Annotated in this window: 13 protein-coding genes and 1 tRNA gene; 10 read left to right on the plus strand and 4 right to left on the minus strand. The window is 41.0% G+C overall.

What is annotated here, in order from left to right:
• Nucleotides 1-3: 3 nt before the first annotated feature.
• The 4 genes from leuC to ilvA all read left to right on the plus strand — a co-directional run bounded on the left by leuC (nt 4) and on the right by ilvA (nt 5117).
• Nucleotides 4-1416 carry a 3-isopropylmalate dehydratase large subunit gene (gene leuC, locus JN11_RS12460; RefSeq protein ID WP_144913007.1) on the plus strand — a complete coding sequence of 471 codons (1413 nt, stop codon included), beginning with the start codon at nt 4-6 and terminating at the stop codon, nt 1414-1416.
• Between the two features lie 101 nt (nt 1417-1517).
• Nucleotides 1518-2114, plus strand: coding sequence for a 3-isopropylmalate dehydratase small subunit (gene leuD / locus JN11_RS12465; protein ID WP_144913008.1), 597 nt, complete (start codon nt 1518-1520; stop codon nt 2112-2114).
• Nucleotides 2115-2244: 130 nt separating this feature from the next.
• Nucleotides 2245-3762 carry an alpha-isopropylmalate synthase regulatory domain-containing protein gene (locus tag JN11_RS12470; RefSeq protein ID WP_144913010.1) on the plus strand — a complete coding sequence of 506 codons (1518 nt, stop codon included), beginning with the start codon at nt 2245-2247 and terminating at the stop codon, nt 3760-3762.
• Between the two features lie 113 nt (nt 3763-3875).
• Complete coding sequence (gene ilvA / locus JN11_RS12475; RefSeq protein WP_144913011.1) at nt 3876-5117, plus strand: threonine ammonia-lyase IlvA; 1242 nt, start codon at nt 3876-3878, stop codon at nt 5115-5117.
• Nucleotides 5118-5192: 75 nt separating this feature from the next.
• Here ilvA and atpC read toward each other — a convergent pair whose 3' ends face one another.
• The 3 genes from atpC to JN11_RS12490 form a co-directional block, all read right to left on the minus strand.
• Complete coding sequence (gene atpC, locus JN11_RS12480; RefSeq protein WP_144913013.1) at nt 5193-5447, minus strand: ATP synthase F1 subunit epsilon; 255 nt, start codon at nt 5445-5447, stop codon at nt 5193-5195.
• A gap of 84 nt (nt 5448-5531) precedes the next feature.
• On the minus strand, nt 5532-7037 hold the full coding sequence (gene atpD / locus JN11_RS12485; RefSeq protein WP_144913015.1) for a F0F1 ATP synthase subunit beta: 1506 nt from the start codon (nt 7035-7037) through the stop codon (nt 5532-5534).
• 249 nt (nt 7038-7286) lie between these two features.
• On the minus strand, nt 7287-8270 hold the full coding sequence (locus JN11_RS12490; RefSeq protein WP_144913016.1) for an NAD(P)H-quinone oxidoreductase: 984 nt from the start codon (nt 8268-8270) through the stop codon (nt 7287-7289).
• A 165-nt stretch (nt 8271-8435) separates the two neighbouring features.
• On the opposite strand from JN11_RS12490, the gene JN11_RS12495 reads away from it, so the two are divergent.
• From JN11_RS12495 to obgE, 6 genes are all read left to right on the plus strand, one after another.
• The gene (locus tag JN11_RS12495; protein ID WP_144913018.1) at nt 8436-9005 is read left to right on the plus strand and encodes a Crp/Fnr family transcriptional regulator; all 570 of its coding nucleotides are present in this window, start codon (nt 8436-8438) and stop codon (nt 9003-9005) included.
• Between the two features lie 72 nt (nt 9006-9077).
• A complete protein-coding gene (locus tag JN11_RS12500; protein WP_144913019.1) occupies nt 9078-10061 on the plus strand; it encodes an amidohydrolase family protein in 984 nt (327 codons plus the stop codon).
• Between the two features lie 80 nt (nt 10062-10141).
• Entirely contained in the window at nt 10142-10603 is a 462-nt protein-coding gene (locus JN11_RS12505; protein WP_144913021.1) for a redoxin domain-containing protein, read from the plus strand.
• A 60-nt stretch (nt 10604-10663) separates the two neighbouring features.
• Nucleotides 10664-10737 (plus strand) — tRNA-Arg (locus JN11_RS12510).
• Between the two features lie 131 nt (nt 10738-10868).
• The gene (locus tag JN11_RS12515; protein ID WP_144913023.1) at nt 10869-11441 is read left to right on the plus strand and encodes an adenylate kinase; all 573 of its coding nucleotides are present in this window, start codon (nt 10869-10871) and stop codon (nt 11439-11441) included.
• A 100-nt stretch (nt 11442-11541) separates the two neighbouring features.
• A complete protein-coding gene (gene obgE / locus JN11_RS12520) occupies nt 11542-12540 on the plus strand; it encodes a GTPase ObgE (RefSeq protein WP_144913025.1) in 999 nt (332 codons plus the stop codon).
• Nucleotides 12541-12560: 20 nt separating this feature from the next.
• Here obgE and JN11_RS12525 read toward each other — a convergent pair whose 3' ends face one another.
• Nucleotides 12561-14144: a hypothetical protein gene (locus tag JN11_RS12525; protein ID WP_144913026.1), complete on the minus strand. Its 1584-nt coding sequence runs from the start codon at nt 14142-14144 to the stop codon at nt 12561-12563.
• Between the last annotated feature and the right edge of the window lie 2 nt (nt 14145-14146).

Genomic DNA, 14146 nt, shown 5'->3' on the forward strand with positions numbered 1-14146 from the left:
ACCATGAGCAAGACATTATTTGATAAGGTTTGGGACACGCACGTAGTGCGCAAAATTGAAGGCGGACCGGATGTGCTTTTTATCGATCGTCATCTTATCCACGAAGTAACAAGCCCCGTAGCCTTTTTAGGATTAAAGAGCAGAGGTATAAAAGTTTTATATCCTGAACGTACGTTTGCTACGGCCGATCATAACACGCCAACCATCAACCAGCATTTGCCGGTTGCTGATCCGCTTTCGGCTAATCAGTTACAAGCGCTGGAGACCAACTCAAACGAGTATGGCATTAGTTATTGGGGACTGGGCCATCAAAAAAATGGTATTGTCCACGTTGTAGGCCCAGAATATGGTATTACCCAGCCGGGTGCTACTATTGTTTGCGGCGATTCGCATACTTCAACGCATGGTGCTTTTGGTGCCATTGCTTTCGGTATAGGTACTTCCGAGGTGGAGATGGTTTTGGCTACACAATGTATTATGCAGCCCAAACCTAAAAAAATGCGCATTAACGTTAATGGTAAGTTAGGCTTGGGTGTTACACCTAAAGATGTTGCTTTATACATCATTTCAAAACTGACTACCTCTGGTGCTACCGGCTATTTTGTTGAATATGCTGGTGATGTTTTCGAAAACATGAGCATGGAAGGCCGTATGACAGTTTGTAACTTAAGCATTGAGATGGGTGCCCGTGGTGGTATGATTGCCCCGGACGAAACGACTATCAACTACGTAAAAGGTAGAGAGTTTAGCCCTAAAGGCGAAGCTTGGGACAAAGCACTAGCTTATTACAAAACATTAAAAACTGATGCCGATGCCGTATTTGATAAAGAATTAACTTTCAAAGCTGCTGATATTGAGCCGATGATCACTTACGGAACCAACCCGGGCATGGGTATGGGTATATCACAAGATATTCCGGATGCTGCTCATGTGGAAGGTGGCGCTGCTACTTATGAAAAATCATTAGGCTATATGGGCTTCCACGAAGGTGATTCCATGATAGGCAAACAGGTAGACTTTGTTTTTGTGGGTAGCTGTACAAATGGCCGTATCGAGGATTTCAGGGCATTTACATCACTCGTAAAAGGCAAACACAAGGCTGATAACGTTACGGCCTGGCTGGTTCCGGGATCACACATTGTTGAGGCACAGATAAAAGAAGAAGGTTTGCTGGATATTTTAACCGAAGCAGGCTTTACTTTACGTCAGCCAGGTTGCTCCGCTTGTTTAGCAATGAATGATGATAAAGTTCCTGCCGGAAAATATGCTGTAAGTACCTCAAACAGGAACTTCGAAGGCAGACAAGGCCCAGGTGCAAGAACTATGCTGGCTAGCCCTTTGGTTGCTGCTGCTGCTGCTGTTACCGGTGTGGTTACAGATCCAAGAACATTAATTGAAGTAGAAGAACTTGTTTAAGATCGAGATTGGCGATTAGAGATCAGAGTTCAGGCAAAAAATAAATCAATCAAAAAACATCGGTGTAATCAAAAACATCGATGCAATCAAAAAACAATAAAATGGCTTACGATAAATTTACTGTATTAAGAAGCACAGGTGTACCGCTTCCGATAGAAAATATAGATACCGACCAGATTATCCCGGCTCGCTTTTTAAAAGCAACCGAACGCGTTGGCTTTGGCGACAGCCTTTTCCGCGACTGGAGATATAATGCTGATAATACTCCTAAAAAAGACTTTGTATTAAACAATCCAACCTATAGCGGTAAAATATTGGTTGGTGGAAAAAACTTTGGCTCCGGTTCTTCAAGGGAACATGCTGCATGGGCAGTTTATGATTATGGTTTCAGGTGTGTAGTATCCAGCTTCTTTGCAGATATCTTCAAAAATAACTGCTTAAACATTGGCGTATTACCTGTTCAGGTTAGTGCCGAATTTGCTGACAAAATATTTGCTGCCATTATTGCTGATCCAAAAACTGAGCTTGAAATAAATCTGCCTGCTCAAACTATTACCATTATTTCAACCGGCGAGAAAGAAACCTTTGACATCAGCCACTACAAAAAAGATAACATGATAAATGGCTTTGATGATATTGATTATCTGCAAAGCATTAAGACGGAAATTCAGGAATTTGCTGAAAATCTTCCGCTATAATTTTAAAGTTAATTGAATTGATGATACCCGCCTTGCCATAACTAAAAGGCTGCTAACATCATCAGCTCAATTCCAGCCAACCAATCACTAACTTTTGCCCTTAATTGCCGCACAACAACCAACCGTATACATGGAACGCAGGAAAATAGAGATAATGGACACCACTCTTCGCGATGGCGAACAAACATCGGGTGTGTCATTTTCTATCTCGGAAAAACTAACTATCACCCAATTATTATTGGAAGAACTTCATGTAGACCGGGTTGAAATTGCTTCGGCACGGGTATCAGAAGGCGAATTCCAGGCGGTTAAAAGCATTTTAATTTGGGCCGAAGAAAACGGATATTCCAACCGCATTGAAGTATTATCATTTGTGGATAATGGGGTATCAATTGATTGGATGGTAAACTCAAAAGTTAAAGTTCAAAACCTGCTAACCAAGGGTTCGTTAAATCATTTAACACATCAGCTTAAAAAAACACCCGAACAACATTTCGCAGAAATAAAACATGTTATTGACCTTGCGCAAAGTAAGGGCATAGCAACTAACGTTTATCTGGAAGATTGGAGCAATGGTATGCGCAACTCCCCTGAGTATGTATACCAAATGCTGGATTTCTTAACGACACAGCCCGTAAAAAGGATCTTACTACCCGATACACTGGGTATATTAACTCCTGTTGAAACTGCCAAGTTCTTAAATGAGCTGATCGCTAAATATCCGGGCGTTCATTTTGATTTTCATGCACACAATGATTACGATTTAGGTACTGCTAACGTACTTGAGGCTGTAAAAGCCGGAGTAAGCGGGTTACACTTAACTGTAAATGGAATGGGCGAAAGGGCGGGAAATGCAGCCATGGCCAGCGCCGTTGCTGTGATAAACGATTTTGCCCCTGAAGTTGAGGTTGGCATTAAGGAATCCTCTATTTATTCAGTAAGTAAACTGGTTGAAACCTTTTCGGGGATAAGAATCCCATCCAATAAGCCAATTGTTGGTGATAATGTTTTTACCCAAACGGCAGGTATCCATGCCGATGGCGACAATAAAAACAATTTATATTTCAATGATCTTCTTCCCGAACGTTTTGGCCGCAAGCGTGAATATGCCCTTGGCAAAACATCAGGCAAAGCCAATATTGAAAAAAACCTACAGGAATTAGGTTTAAAGTTAAATGATGCGGATCTTAAAAAAGTTACCCAACGTGTTATTGAATTGGGTGATAAAAAAGAAACAGTAACTAAAGAAGACCTACCCTATATTATTTCAGATGTGCTGGACAGCAGCCTTTATGAAGAAAAAGTTGTGGTTGAATCATACGTATTAATGCACGCAATGGGTCTGCGCCCTTCGGCAACTATTGCAGTACAGATTGAGGGTGAAAAATTTGAAGAAAATGCTCAGGGCGATGGTCAGTTTGATGCCTTTATGAATGCGCTGAGCATGGTTTACAAAAAGAAGGCAAGACACCTGCCCAAACTAATTGACTATGCGGTACGGATTGCACCCGGCAGCAGTTCTGACGCTTTGTGCGAAGCCATTATTACCTGGGAAACCGACAAGCGCAAATTCATTACCCGTGGGCTTGACTCCGATCAAACCGTTTGCGCAATTAAGGCCACTCAAAAGATGCTGAACATTATTTAAACGCGTCAGGAAAATATAAAATCATCTTAAAAACCGATCTTTGTAATTTATTGGCATAGACTGATAAAAAATAGCCCCTTGCCTGCCAGGCGAGGGGCATAAATCATTTAAATATGGCTGATGTTGTATTGGATTTCGAAGCTGCTTCACGGCGATTAAAAGACATTGTAAAACGCACCCCGCTGGAGTATCATGTGGGCCTCTCTAAAGCTTACGAATGTGAGCTTTATTTGAAACGGGAAGATTTACAGGTAGTTCGTTCCTATAAACTTCGCGGTGCTTATAACATGATTAGTCAGCTAAATGCTGATGAGTTAAGTAGAGGTGTGGTTTGCGCCAGTGCGGGTAACCATGCGCAGGGAGTTGCTTTTTCATGCAATAAAATGGGGATTAAGGGAGTAATCTTTATGCCCGAAATTACCCCTAAACAAAAAGTAAGGCAAACAGAAATGTTTGGCAATGGCCATGTGGAAATTATTTTGGTAGGCGATACCTTTGATGATTGCCTTATGGAAGCCCTTGCCTACACAGAAACTCACCTTATGACCTTTATTCCTCCTTTTGATAACTACCTTATTATTGAAGGTCAGGGAACGGTAGGCGTTGAAATACTGGAAGATTTACCCGGCGTGGAAGCTGTAATAATGCCTGTTGGTGGTGGTGGCCTGTCAGCAGGTACAGGAACCTTTTTAAAGCAACACAATCCCAACATATTATTAATTGGTGTGGAACCGGATGGTGCACCCAGCATGCTCACAGCATTTGAGCATGGCGGCCCGGTAAGTTTGCTTGATATTAACCGTTTTGTTGATGGTGCGGCCGTAAAAACGGTAGGTAAGTTAACCTATAACCTTTGCCGTGAGGTACTAAATGACATGCTTACAGTACCCGAAGGAAAAGTATGTACCACTATTTTAAAACTGTATAATGAAGATGCCATTGTAGTTGAACCAGCAGGTGCATTATCAGTAGCTGCTTTAGATTTTTGCAAGGATAAAATAAAAGGTAAAAAAGTAGTTTGTGTAGTTAGCGGTGGCAATAATGATATTGAGCGCATGCAGGAGATTAAAGAAAAATCACTGCTGTATGAAGGCTTAAAACACTATTTCATTATAAAATTCCCACAGCGTCCAGGAGCATTAAAGCTGTTTGTAAACAATGTACTTGGCCCCGGCGACGATATCACCCGCTTTGAGTTTATCAAAAAAACCTCCAAAGAAAGCGGGCCTGCACTGGTCGGCATTGAACTCAAATCAGCCGATGATTATCCGTCCCTGTTAAAACGGATGGAAGAGCATCGTTTCGATGTGATAGAATTAAACAGGGATCAAACCCTGTTTGAGTTTTTGGTTTAGACTCAAAAATCAGCAGCATAAAAAATCCCCGATTGGAAACCAACCGGGGATTTTTAATATCAGATAGGCCGATAATTATTTGTGCTGAATACCTTCGGCCAAAATAATTACTTTGTTGTTTGATGCTTCAACAACACCGCCCTTAATCAAATAAATGTCTTCTTTACCAGCACTGCCACCGCGTACAACTACTTTACCATCTTGGAGTGTAGAGATGATAGGCGCGTGGTGATTCAGTATTTCAAAAGATCCCAAAGTACCAGGAAGCGTTACCGATGTGGCTTCGCCTTCGTATACTGTTTTATCGGGAGTAAGGATTTCTAATGTCATGTTTCTTTTAGATGTGAAATCTGAGATCTGAGACGTGAGACACAACGGTCCCAATCTCAAATCTCAAATCTCTTGTCTCTTATCTTAGTTATTAGCTTCAGCTAATAATTTTTTGCCTTTTTCTATAGCTTCTTCAATGTTTCCAACAAGGTTGAACGCCGCTTCAGGATATTCATCCACTTCGCCGTCCATAATCATGTTAAAGCCTTTGATGGTATCTTTAATATCAACCAATACACCTTTTAAACCGGTGAACTGTTCAGCAACATGGAAAGGTTGAGATAAGAAACGCTGAACACGACGTGCACGCGATACAACCAATTTATCTTCTTCAGATAGCTCGTCCATACCAAGGATGGCGATAATGTCCTGTAACTCTTTGTAACGTTGTAAAGTTTCTTTAACACGTTGAGCAGTATTGTAGTGCTCATCACCTAAAACAGTTGGGCTAAGGATACGTGAGGTTGAATCCAATGGATCCACCGCAGGATAAATACCCAACTCGGCAATTTTACGTGACAATACGGTTGTAGCATCTAAGTGGGCAAATGTAGTAGCCGGTGCAGGGTCGGTCAAGTCATCCGCAGGTACATATACCGCCTGTACAGACGTAATTGAACCACGTTTGGTTGAGGTAATACGCTCTTGCATGGTACCCATTTCAGTCGCCAGTGTTGGCTGGTAACCTACCGCTGATGGCATACGGCCAAGCAACGCTGATACTTCAGAACCTGCTTGTGTAAAGCGGAAAATGTTATCAATAAAAAATAATATATCACGGCCTTTACCGTCAGCATCACCATCACGGAAATATTCAGCGATAGTTAATCCTGAAAGTGCCACACGTGCACGTGCACCAGGAGGCTCGTTCATTTGTCCGAAAACGAATGTAGCTTTTGAATCTTTTAAAGCTTCAGGATCAACCTTTGAAAGGTCCCATCCACCTTCTTCCATGGAGTGCATAAAGTCATCACCATATTTGATAATGCCTGATTCCAGCATCTCGCGTAATAAATCGTTACCTTCACGGGTACGCTCACCTACACCTGCAAATACTGATAAACCAGAATATGCTTTCGCTATGTTGTTGATCAATTCCTGAATCAATACGGTTTTACCTACACCTGCACCACCGAATAATCCGATTTTACCACCTTTACTGTAAGGCTCTAATAAGTCGATAACTTTAATACCGGTAAAAAGAACTTCAGTTTCGGTAGAAAGGTCCTCAAATCGCGGAGGGTTATTGTGAATTGGGCGACCATTGCTTTTATCTAAGTTAGCAATACCATCAATAGCATCACCAACCACATTAAATACGCGGCCTTTGATATCATCACCAATCGGCATTTTAATTGCTGATTCCAGGTCAAGCACTTTCATCCCGCGCAGCAATCCGTCAGTTGAGTCCATCGCGATCGCACGAACACGATCTTCACCTAAATGTTGTTGAACTTCTAAAATAACTTTTTGACCATTTTCCTTTGTGATCTCCAATGCATCATAAATTTTTGGAAGATGTGCATCATCTGCAAAGCTTACGTCAACTACCGGACCAATGATCCGTGAAATTTTTCCAATGTTTGGCATATATAACCGGGTAATTTAATGTATTTTAAGTGAAATTGGCTGATATGAAACACACCCGCTATTTCAGAGGCGCAAAGTTAAGATTTATAAGCAAATATTAAAATAGCCCTTGAGTTTTTTTTAGGCGATAGTTTACAAGCTCTATTTTTAAACACTTAAGCCTGTTTTACCTACAAAGCATACCGTTCAAAAATGAGCGCATAAAGGCTGCAAAATTCTCGTAAAGCAGAAATTAAACATCTACATCTATTAACCAACCCTCAAAACCACTTTCCCTATCAGATCACCACTTTCCATCAAAGCATGTGCATCACTAGCTTTTTCAAGAGGGAAAACAGTGTTAATAACAGGTTTTATATTTCCGGTTACCAGTAATGGCCATATGGTATGCTCCAGCTTTTTTGCAATAGCGGATTTAAACGCCACATCCCGCGACCGTAAGGTAGAGCCTGTAATAGTTAGCCTTTTACTCATCACGGCCGAAAGATCAACCTGAACATTATTGCCAAGCATCATATTGATCATTACCAGTCGGCCATCTTCTGCTAATGATTTAATATTGGGCTGTACATAATCACCGCCAATCATATCTAAAATCACATCAACCCCTTTACCGTTGGTAATTTCATTAATCACACCAGCAAAGTTCTCTGTTTTATAATTGATGGCCCGTTCAGCGCCCAAGTTTTCACAAAACCTGCATTTTTCTTCCGATCCGGCGGTTACGTAAACTTTATGCCCCAAAGCTTTGGCCATTTGTATCGCAGCAACACCAATCCCGCTCGATCCTCCATGAACCAGTAGTGTTTCACTTCTTTTTAGCTGCCCCCGGTCGAAAACATTACTCCATACAGTAAAAAATGTTTCGGGCAAGGAAGCGGCCTCTTCAAAACTCAAATTGTCTGGCACAGGCAGGCATTGCCCATGCGGAACGGCGCAGTATTCGGCATAACCGCCTCCGGTTAGCAGGGCACATACTTTATCACCTACCTTCCAGTGGGAAACATCTTCGCCAATCTGTTCAACAATTCCTGCAATTTCAAGCCCTGGGATATCGGGCGATGCTCCTTTTGGCGGTGGGTAATTTCCTTTACGCTGATAAACATCGGGCCGGTTAACACCTGTCGCATAAACTTTTACCAGTACTTCACCGGTTCCGCATACTGATTTTGGCCTTTCGGCTATTTGCAAAACTTCCGGTCCGCCGGGCTGGGTAATTACAATTGCTTTCATTATCGTTTACCTTTTAACAGTTATTTTATTTCATCAGTTAAGCACTAACAATGATATTATCTTTTTGTATCATAAAAAAGTCTGTTTTTTTGATGCAGATCAATGTCTACCATTTTTTACTCCGATATTTATCACTTAATTAAATGAATCACTGAAATTAATTTAATGTACCAACAGTTAGGTAAATATATTACAGACAGGGTTGCTATAGATGATGAGCAGTTACAGGTGGTCTTTTCTCACTTTAAGTCGCTAACATTGAAAAAGAATGAAATGATCAATATTCTAGGTACCCCAGCCCGGAGGATGTATTTTGTAAATAAAGGCTGTCTCAGGGTATATTTCGTAAAGGCCAATGGGGCCGAAGTTACCCGCAGGTTTGCTTTTGAAAACACCTTTTCAACTTCCCTTACTTCCTTTATAAGCGGCGAACCGCTGACTGAAATAACAAAAGCGATTGAAGCCTCAGAACTGCTATATATAACACGCGACGATTTTTATGGCTTATTGGATGTTATGCCAGCCTGGGGAAAATTCTATCGCAATTACCTGGAGTTTGCCTATGTAACTAACACCAAACGTTTACAAAGTTTTGCTACGCATGATGCAGCCGAACGGTATAAACAATTATTAAAAGAAAGTCCGCATATGGTACTGCGTTTATCCAATAAAATGGTGGCAAATTATCTCAACATCTCGCAGGAGGCATTAAGCAGATTAAAATCAAAAATCTGATTTTAATGATCCAGATCAATGTTTTTCAATCTAAACAGGCTGATCTTTGTTACTCACTAAATAAAAACATTTATGCGCGTAGTAACTCTTGAAGAACACATAACCTTTCCTGAACTTGTTAATCAGATCCCCCAGGAAGCACATGACAAACATTATTTAGACAAATCGCCAATGATACAAAAGCTTGCTGCAAAGCTGGCAGATATTACTGGTGAGCGACTACAATCAATGGATGAAAACGGCATTACCACACAGGTACTATCAGTAGCCGGTGCAGGTGCTGATCTGCTGGATGCCAGCTATGGTCCGGCATTCGCTAAAAAATATAACGATGCTATAGCCGAGCGGATAGCTAATCATACAGACAGATTTAAAGCATTCGCCCATCTTCCTACCACCAATCCCGAGGCTGCTGCTGATGAATTGGAACGAACTGTAAAAACCTACAACTTTCGCGGTGCACTTATTAATGGACTTACCAATGACGAGTTTTTGGATGATGCCAAGTATGCGCCTATTTTTGAGCGGGCAGAACAGCTTGACGTCCCTATTTACCTGCATCCCGGTTTACCGCCCAAAGCAGTTTTTGATGCATACTACAGTAACTTGCCTAAACAGGCAGGTGCCTTTTTATCTATAGCAGGCTGGGGATGGCACTCAGAAACAGCACTTCATACTTTACGGCTCATTGTATCGGGTACTTTGGATAAATATCCTAAATTGAAACTGATCATCGGCCATATGGGTGAGATGCTGCCTATGATGATGGTTCGTAGCGATAAAATGTTTGGCATTGACCAGGGTGGCATTAACCAGCGTTCTATTATACAAACCCTACACGACCAGGTACACATTACCACCAGCGGATTATTCAGCCTGCCGCCTTTGCAAGTAGCTATTGATACCTTTGGCATTGATAATATTATGTTTTCTATAGATTATCCTTTCAGCTCAAATGAAGTGGGTAGAACATATCTGGACAGTATGCAACTTTCAAACACCGATATGGAGAAAATAACGCATGGCAATGCTGATAAGTTACTGAAGCTAAAATAATGATACATGGAAATGTAAAAAACAAATGAGCTCCTTGAGAAACCACATTAATTGATTTCTTTTACATAAAAAAATAGCTTATGTCATTACAACCAGGCCAGGCCGCTCCGCAGTTTACTTTATTTTCTTCGGCGTTGAAGGAAGTATCATTATCTGACTTTAAAGGGAAAAAAGTAGTAATCCACTTTTTTCCGATGGCCTTTACCGGCGTTTGTACCACCCAGCTTTGCACCATGCGCGATAATTTTGGTTATTATGATGGCTTAAATGCTACCATTTTGGGCATTTCTGTTGATTCGCCTTTTACATTGGCAAAGTTTAAAGAAGAGAATAATTACCAGTTTGATTTGCTGTCTGATTTCAATAAAGAAGTATCAACCGCTTATGGCGCCATCTATGAAAACTTCGTTTTTGGCTTAAAAGGCGTATCAAAACGTGCTGCCTTTGTTATTGATGAGGATCAGAAAATCATCTACGCTGAGGTATTGGAAGATGCATCAGGACTACCTGATTTTGCTGCAATTGCAGAAGTTGTAAAGTAAATTTTAAAAAAAATTATAACGGATTGAAAAATTTCCTATTTTTGCAGTCCGTTTAAAAAAGCACTTGTAGCTCAATTGGATAGAGCATCTGACTACGGATCAGAAGGTTAGGGGTTCGACTCCCTTCAAGTGCACTGGATCAAGTCAACTGTCCATAGTCACAAACAAAGCACATTACTTTGTTTTTTACGACTAAAAGGCCTCTGACTCAAGACTAAATAAGCCTTTCCGTGTAGTACTGAAAGGCTTTTAATTTGATAAAAGCATGCTAAACCTGGTATTGTTTGGTCCTCCTGGGGCAGGGAAAGGTACTCAATCGCAAAAACTTATTGAAAAGCATGGGTTAATCCATCTTTCAACAGGTGATCTTTTACGCGGCGAAATTTCGCAAGGCACAGCATTAGGGTTAGAGGCAAAGAAATTGATGGATGAAGGCAAATTAGTCCCTGATGAAGTGGTTATTGGAATGATTAGCCATAAACTGGATGCTAACAAAGACGCTAAAGGATTTATTTTTGACGGTTTTCCGCGTACCGTGGCACAAGCCGAGGCATTGGATAAACTATTAGAAACTAAAAAAGCGCCCATTTTAGGCATGGTAGCTTTGGAGGTTAATGATGATGAACTGGAACATCGTTTATTGCTAAGGGGTAAAGATTCAGGCAGACCAGATGATGCCAATCCGGAAGTGATCCGTAAAAGAATTAAAGAATACAATGATAAAACCGCGCCGGTGGCCGGGTTCTATAAAAGTCAGCATAAATTTAAAAGCATCAATGGTATCGGTTCTATTCATGAGATATTTGATGCCATTAATGATGTTGTAAGTAACTACTAAAAATTTCGGATTTCGGACGTTCGATTCCAGGTTTTTCAGCTAATCTGATTAACCCGGAATTGATCTCATAAATGACTCCGAAATTGAAATTCGAAATAAAATGTCTCAGGGTTCCAATTTTGTTGATTATGTGAAGATCTGCTGTCGCTCTGGTCACGGAGGCGCTGGTTCATCTCATTTGCATCGTGATATTTTGACGTCAAAAGGCGGGCCTGATGGTGGAGATGGCGGGCGCGGTGGTCATGTTATTTTGAAAGGTAATGCCCAGTTATGGACCATGTTACACCTTAAATACCGTAAACATGTAATTGCAGGTGATGGAGATTCTGGAGCAAGTTCTTTAAGAAGCGGAAAAACCGGAAGGGACGAAATTTTAGAAGTTCCTTTAGGAACTACCGTTAAAAATGCGGAAACAGGAGAAATCCTTTTTGATATAACCCAGGACGGCGAAACCAAAATCTTAACGCCGGGTGGTCGTGGGGGCTTAGGTAACTGGCATTTTAAAACAGCAACTCAGCAAACACCCCGTTTCGCACAACCTGGTGAAGAGGGTAAGGAAGAATGGAACGTACTGGAATTAAAAATACTGGCAGATGTTGGATTGGTAGGCTTTCCTAATGCAGGCAAATCAACCTTGCTTTCGGTAGTGTCTGCAGCCAAGCCCGAAATTGCCGATTATGCATTTACTACCATAGTTCCAAACCTGGGTATAGTAGCTTACCGAGGCAGCAAGTCATTTGTAATGGCTGATATACCGGGTATAATCGAAGGTGCATCACAAGGTAAAGGGCTAGGATTTAGGTTCTTAAGGCACATTGAACGTAACTCCGTACTGTTATTTATGGTTCCTGCAGATACTACCCGCACCATAAATGAAGAATACCAGATTTTACTACACGAATTAAAAGAATATAACCCTGAACTGATTCATAAACCACGCGTATTGGCCGTAACCAAATCAGATATGCTGGATGATGAGCTTCAGGAGGAAATGAAAAAAGAACTTCCAACTGATATTCCTTCCATCTTCATCTCATCGGTAGCGCAAAAAAATATCGATCAATTGAAAGATTTACTTTGGAAAGAGATTAATCGCTAATTATCTTTTGTGCAGGGCAGTTATTTTACTGCTCCCCTTTTCAACTTCGCCTCATATAAAACATAGTTAGGGCTAAGCATGGATATGTTCCAACCTGCATACTGGGGGAATGACTTCATCATCAATTTTTCTTTTGGCCCGTTATAGCTCTCGGGCAGTACCAGGTATAGCGGCCCGGCAAAACCAGCGTATTTATAATCGTCTATATCAATTTTAAGATTATCGCCAATTGCAGGCATGGTAATAATACGGTTATGCAAAATCTCAAGGCCGGTATCATTTGATATAAAAACAAACAGGGCGTTGCTGTTCTCTTTATCAAGCTTTAATATGGCATTTAAAGCTGCCTGATCTACATTAGGCTGGGCAATACCTGTGGAGCCCTTTGCAGCCAGGTTGTTTTGTTCATACCCTTTTATTAGGTAATTAAAGCTGGTATACGCTATGCCAACAAAGATTAAACTAAAAACAATACGAAATGCGCCTTTAAATCTGCCTGCCAGATAAACAACACCCGGAATAATCAGCAGCCCAATGATCCGGAAGTGTCTTGCTTCGTAAGAGATAGACAGCCGGCGCAAATAAACTACGCCAAAAAACAGTAAAGCAATGACATAAAATACACCTATAAATAGCTTGTAACTATCGTTCGGTACATATTTAATAACCGCAAAAACAAGCAGCAAACTCAATAAAGCAAGCAGCAACAATACAGCAATACTCGACGCGGGGTTAAACACCGGCTTACCTGTGTGAAAAATAAGTCCATGCACCAAATCATCAACAGAAAAACCCGAAAGTATAGGCGATGCAAGCGGAAAGCTAAAGGTTTCAGCGGTTATTTTTATTCCGTTTGAGCTAGAGGTTGGGCTCTGACCCTTTGATATAAAACCCAAATAAATTACAGCAAATGATATAACAGCTGGTATGGCCAGCCATAAACCTTTTTTTACCCACTCAATGGTACCAATTCTAAGCGATGAAAGCCTGATCCATACACAAACCAAACCAGCAGCGTAAATCCATAAAAAGGATGATTTTAAGAAAAACCCAATCCAGCCTGATAACAATACAAATAGCAATAATTTAAAATCTGTCTTAGTTAATCTGGCGCAGCCGTACAAAAACCAGCCTTCAAAGGCAAAGAGCAATATCTCGCCCCCATTGTAATATACAAAAGGAACCATAAATGCTTGCTGGGATGCAATAAACAATAGGCTAATGGATGATACAAAGGGTGTAAATCCTATCTTTTTAAAGAATGCGTAAAAACCGGCAAGGCCAAGCAATTCAGCCAGTGTTACTGTAATGGCGATTGAGCGCCCCATATTAGCACCGGTAATCAGCTTAAAAAAATAAGGCACCAGGTATTGCCCCGGCGACCACCATGTTAAATATTCAGTGTAGTTTTGTGAAATATCGCTTTGATCGGGGCTAACAAAAGTATTAAAGCTACTGCCTAATTTCATACAACGCAATACCTGCAGGCCGTTTGCCGGATCAGGAAAAAGAGCGGGCGGAATAATAAATAAAATGACGCCCATTACCAATACGGTAATAAAAATGGCTGTAAGGATAACTTTATACGAGCTGTTCTTTAACATAA

The sequence above is a fragment of the Mucilaginibacter frigoritolerans genome, from assembly GCF_007830615.1.
Taxonomy (GTDB): domain Bacteria; phylum Bacteroidota; class Bacteroidia; order Sphingobacteriales; family Sphingobacteriaceae; genus Mucilaginibacter; species Mucilaginibacter frigoritolerans.

Excerpts from the sequence above, each read along its gene's own strand:
- ilvA (WP_144913011.1), top strand. The coding sequence starts at position 3,876 with ATGGCTGATGTTGTATTGGATTTCGAAGCTGCTTCACGGCGATTAAAA.
- JN11_RS12490 (WP_144913016.1), bottom strand. The coding sequence starts at position 8,270 with ATGAAAGCAATTGTAATTACCCAGCCCGGCGGACCGGAAGTTTTGCAA.
- leuD (WP_144913008.1), top strand. The coding sequence starts at position 1,518 with ATGGCTTACGATAAATTTACTGTATTAAGAAGCACAGGTGTACCGCTT.
- JN11_RS12470 (WP_144913010.1), top strand. The coding sequence starts at position 2,245 with ATGGAACGCAGGAAAATAGAGATAATGGACACCACTCTTCGCGATGGC.
- JN11_RS12505 (WP_144913021.1), top strand. The coding sequence starts at position 10,142 with ATGTCATTACAACCAGGCCAGGCCGCTCCGCAGTTTACTTTATTTTCT.
- JN11_RS12500 (WP_144913019.1), top strand. The coding sequence starts at position 9,078 with ATGCGCGTAGTAACTCTTGAAGAACACATAACCTTTCCTGAACTTGTT.
- obgE (WP_144913025.1), top strand. The coding sequence starts at position 11,542 with ATGTCTCAGGGTTCCAATTTTGTTGATTATGTGAAGATCTGCTGTCGC.
- JN11_RS12495 (WP_144913018.1), top strand. The coding sequence starts at position 8,436 with ATGTACCAACAGTTAGGTAAATATATTACAGACAGGGTTGCTATAGAT.
- JN11_RS12525 (WP_144913026.1), bottom strand. The coding sequence starts at position 14,144 with ATGTTAAAGAACAGCTCGTATAAAGTTATCCTTACAGCCATTTTTATT.
- JN11_RS12515 (WP_144913023.1), top strand. The coding sequence starts at position 10,869 with ATGCTAAACCTGGTATTGTTTGGTCCTCCTGGGGCAGGGAAAGGTACT.
- atpC (WP_144913013.1), bottom strand. The coding sequence starts at position 5,447 with ATGACATTAGAAATCCTTACTCCCGATAAAACAGTATACGAAGGCGAA.
- atpD (WP_144913015.1), bottom strand. The coding sequence starts at position 7,037 with ATGCCAAACATTGGAAAAATTTCACGGATCATTGGTCCGGTAGTTGAC.
- leuC (WP_144913007.1), top strand. The coding sequence starts at position 4 with ATGAGCAAGACATTATTTGATAAGGTTTGGGACACGCACGTAGTGCGC.